This is a genomic window from Salinarimonas ramus, assembly GCF_014645695.1.
Classification (GTDB): domain Bacteria; phylum Pseudomonadota; class Alphaproteobacteria; order Rhizobiales; family Beijerinckiaceae; genus Salinarimonas; species Salinarimonas ramus.
The window spans coordinates 1-2,911 of sequence record NZ_BMMF01000027.1 but is presented as its reverse complement, the minus strand read 5'-3'; the positions used below and the strand labels follow the sequence as shown (position 1 = coordinate 2,911).

Genomic DNA, 2,911 nt, shown 5'->3' with positions numbered 1-2,911 from the left:
CCCATAGATCGTGAAGATCAATCGACGAAGAACGTGTCGGATGTGGGTGGCAGCTGCTGTTCAGCGCGGATGCGCACGAACTCGATGATACGCGTGCGTTCCTCGTGATCGAAGCGGACGAATGATCTGGCGAGCGTCACGAGATGACTGAGCGCGTCTCGATCTTCCTCTCTGAGGGGCTGGGAGGCAGCGCTTCTATCCAGCGCAGCCTTGATCAGGTCGTCTAGGTGCAAGTGTTCTGGCATCTTTAGTTGAGGACTCAGTGGCCCTCATCATACGACAGGATGCAATGTGCTTGGCCTGTAGATTCCTACAATGAACAACCAGAGAACAGCTACACTCAGCGCTTCGCACAAATGGCATGTGACGGGCGCGAGATCACCGAGCGAGATCGAGGTCTGCGAACGGGCTTTCCTGTTCTTTTGCAGTCACTTAGATGGTTAAGAGATCGTTCACACTGCGCTCCTACGCTCCCTCCGAGATGGAGGAGACCACGAGCAGCCTGCTCGCGCGCGTCACTGGCGGCGATCGCTTCGATGAGGTCGAGCCGAGAACGTCCATGCCCGAGGCGGAGCTGATCGCTCGCCTGCGCGCCCACTTTGCTCGCGAGGAGGTCGCCGACGTCGAGATCGACGAGATCGAGAACAACGACGTCGAGGCCCGCTTGAGCGCGATTGCCGCCGCCATGAACGAAGCGTTGAAGGCGGCTCAGTTGCGTGTCGACATGATCGAGGCGAAGGCCGAACTCGCCGAACGACGCTTCAACGACGTGGAGGCCAAGCTGCGGCAGGCGACGGCGCGCTGGCAGGCTGCCGAGCAGCGGGCCGCTAAGGCCGAGCGCTTCCTCGCCCAGTTCCACGCGATGATCGGGGCATGCTCGACGATAGAGGGGCGGAGCCGAAGCCGAAGGCACCCACGTCAGCCTCGCGTCAGGCGCGGTCCGCCTGAGCGCCCTACCCGGTCACATGCTTCCGGTAGGAGTCCTTCACGGCGATCTTGCCCTCCGCGAACGTGAACACGTCGCAGCCGTGGCTCTCGACCGGACCGTTCGGGCCGGTGCCGGTGAACACCCACTCGGTGACGCCGCGATCCCCGGCGATGAAGTGCTTCGGGTCGTTCCAGCATGCATCGGGGAAGGCGGCGAAGAGGTCGATGATCGCCCGTCGAATCTCCTCGCGCCCGACCGACCGGCGACCCCAAGGGCTCGCTCCCATGCTGTTCAGCAGGACACCGTCCGGCGTCATGTGGTTGAGGATCGCGTCAACGTCGTGCCGGTTCCATGCCGCCGCGAACTCGTCGAGGAACTCGTAGGTCACGTCATCCGGCATGCTCGATCTCCCGCGCTATGCGCGCATCGTGCACCAGCCGCTCCGCCCTCGCTACCTGGTGATCCCGGCTCGTCGACCTCTGATCGCCGAGGTCACCCGAACGAGGGCCGCGAGGGCAGCCCCATACGCTTGAGCGCCATGACGACCGGGCACATCCCGGTAAAGGATGCTTGGATGAGGTGCGCGCCCATCGCTCCGGTGAGCCAGAGCCAGTTAATGCTGTGGAACGCGGCGAGAAGAACCGAACCAAGGACGATGACCCCGACGACCAGCAGGATCGTACGCTCGATGCTCATGGTGCCCTCCCTCGACGACGACGACGATCATCGCGCTGGTTCCGGCGCAGGGCAAGCCGCACGACCACAGCTTCAAGCACGGACCGCCTGAGCACTGCTGGAGAGACGGCGCGCGCCTCCGAGGTGCCGATACAGCGTGGCCGAAGAGCACCCGACCTGCTCGGCCACCTGCGCAACAGTCAACCGATCGTTCGCCAACAAGGTGCGGGCGATCTCGATCCTGCCCTCGTCGAGCACGCGAGGACGACCGCCGACACGACCACGAGCCCGAGCGGCTTGAAGGCCATGACGGGTGCGTTCGCGAAGAAGCTCGACTTCCATCTGGCTCATCGCGCCGAGGATCGTGAACAAGAACCTGCCCGACACCGTCGAGGTGTCGATCGATTCGGTGATCGAGGCGAGGCCGATCTCGCGCACCCGCAGGTCCTCGCCGACCTCGATCAGGTGGCGGACGGAGCGGGCGAGCCGGGACAGGCTGTAGACGACGAGGACGTCCCCGGGCCGGACAAAAGCAAGTGCCTCGGCCAGCACAGGCCGATCGGCCTTGGTGCCGGACGCTGTCTCGATGAAGATACGTTCGCACCCGGCACGCTTGAGCCCGTCGATCTGAAGATCATGATCTTGACCGACGGTGGAGCAGCGAGCGTATCCAACGTTCATTCTCAAAACCCTTCTTCAGCACGACATTCTGAAACGAAGGTTATGCTACAGGGTTCTGGGAGATTCCGCTACATCTTCTCCAGCTTGTTCCGAGAGGGCGTCGACGCCTATCGAAAACGAGCGTATTTGCGAAGCTCGTGGTCAATGTGGGGAGACGGTCGGCAAGCGCGATAGCAGTAGTGCTATCGGCGACGGTGTGAACCAGACGGGAGGACGGCGCGGATCTCGACCGCGTAAATCGGCGGCAATGCCGGTAGCTTCCCGCTTCTCTGCACCACCGGCTTGGAGTATCGCCTCGCGCAGATCGCACAGGAGCTGCGGCGGCACCGGACTTGAGCCACCCCAGAATGGCTGTATGCGCTTAGCGCATGCGACGAAATGACTCTGTGCCTCTGTACGAAGCTTGAGCGTTGGGTACGGTCGTTCCAAGGGGTCTATGGTGAGTGCGAACGTAAGCGTCATCGCCGATGACAACGAGGGGAGCGTCCCCACGATCCTTGTCGTCGAGGACGAGGTGCTCGTCGAGGAACGCACGCGTATCATCGAGTTCGTGCGCATCCGCGCTGAACAGCAGCTGCCACCCACATCCGACACGTTCTTCGTCGATTGATCTTCACGATCTATGGG

6 protein-coding genes are annotated in these 2,911 nt (G+C 62.6%); 2 read left to right on the top strand and 4 right to left on the bottom strand.

What is annotated here, in order from left to right; all coding sequences use genetic code 11:
• Window positions 1–17 precede the first annotated feature (17 nt).
• A complete protein-coding gene (locus IEX89_RS24000; RefSeq protein WP_188915827.1) occupies window positions 18–233 on the bottom strand; it encodes a hypothetical protein in 216 nt (71 codons plus the stop codon).
• A 248-nt stretch (window positions 234–481) separates the two neighbouring features.
• Between IEX89_RS24000 and IEX89_RS23995 the strand changes: the two genes are divergently transcribed.
• Complete coding sequence (locus tag IEX89_RS23995) at window positions 482–1,015, top strand: hypothetical protein (protein WP_188915826.1); 534 nt, start codon at window positions 482–484, stop codon at window positions 1,013–1,015.
• Here the strand turns inward: IEX89_RS23995 and IEX89_RS23990 are convergent.
• The 3 genes from IEX89_RS23990 to IEX89_RS23980 all read right to left on the bottom strand — a co-directional run bounded on the left by IEX89_RS23990 (window position 954) and on the right by IEX89_RS23980 (window position 2,284).
• On the bottom strand, window positions 954–1,328 hold the full coding sequence (locus IEX89_RS23990) for a nuclear transport factor 2 family protein (RefSeq protein ID WP_188915825.1): 375 nt from the start codon (window positions 1,326–1,328) through the stop codon (window positions 954–956). The two genes, IEX89_RS23995 and IEX89_RS23990, sit on opposite strands and share 62 nt — an antisense overlap.
• Window positions 1,329–1,420: 92 nt before the next feature.
• Window positions 1,421–1,624 carry a YgaP family membrane protein gene (locus IEX89_RS23985; protein ID WP_188915824.1) on the bottom strand — a complete coding sequence of 68 codons (204 nt, stop codon included), beginning with the start codon at window positions 1,622–1,624 and terminating at the stop codon, window positions 1,421–1,423.
• Between the two features lie 72 nt (window positions 1,625–1,696).
• The gene (locus IEX89_RS23980) at window positions 1,697–2,284 is read right to left on the bottom strand and encodes a recombinase family protein (RefSeq protein ID WP_188915823.1); all 588 of its coding nucleotides are present in this window, start codon (window positions 2,282–2,284) and stop codon (window positions 1,697–1,699) included.
• 439 nt (window positions 2,285–2,723) lie between these two features.
• Between IEX89_RS23980 and IEX89_RS23975 the strand changes: the two genes are divergently transcribed.
• Window positions 2,724–2,894, top strand: a complete 171-nt coding sequence (locus IEX89_RS23975) for a hypothetical protein (RefSeq protein WP_188915822.1) — start codon at window positions 2,724–2,726, stop codon at window positions 2,892–2,894.
• Window positions 2,895–2,911: the final 17 nt, after the last annotated feature.

Coding starts and splice junctions, on each gene's coding strand:
- IEX89_RS23980 (WP_188915823.1), bottom strand. CDS start 2,284: ATGAACGTTGGATACGCTCGCTGCTCCACCGTCGGTCAAGATCATGAT.
- IEX89_RS23990 (WP_188915825.1), bottom strand. CDS start 1,328: ATGCCGGATGACGTGACCTACGAGTTCCTCGACGAGTTCGCGGCGGCA.
- IEX89_RS23985 (WP_188915824.1), bottom strand. CDS start 1,624: ATGAGCATCGAGCGTACGATCCTGCTGGTCGTCGGGGTCATCGTCCTT.
- IEX89_RS23995 (WP_188915826.1), top strand. CDS start 482: ATGGAGGAGACCACGAGCAGCCTGCTCGCGCGCGTCACTGGCGGCGAT.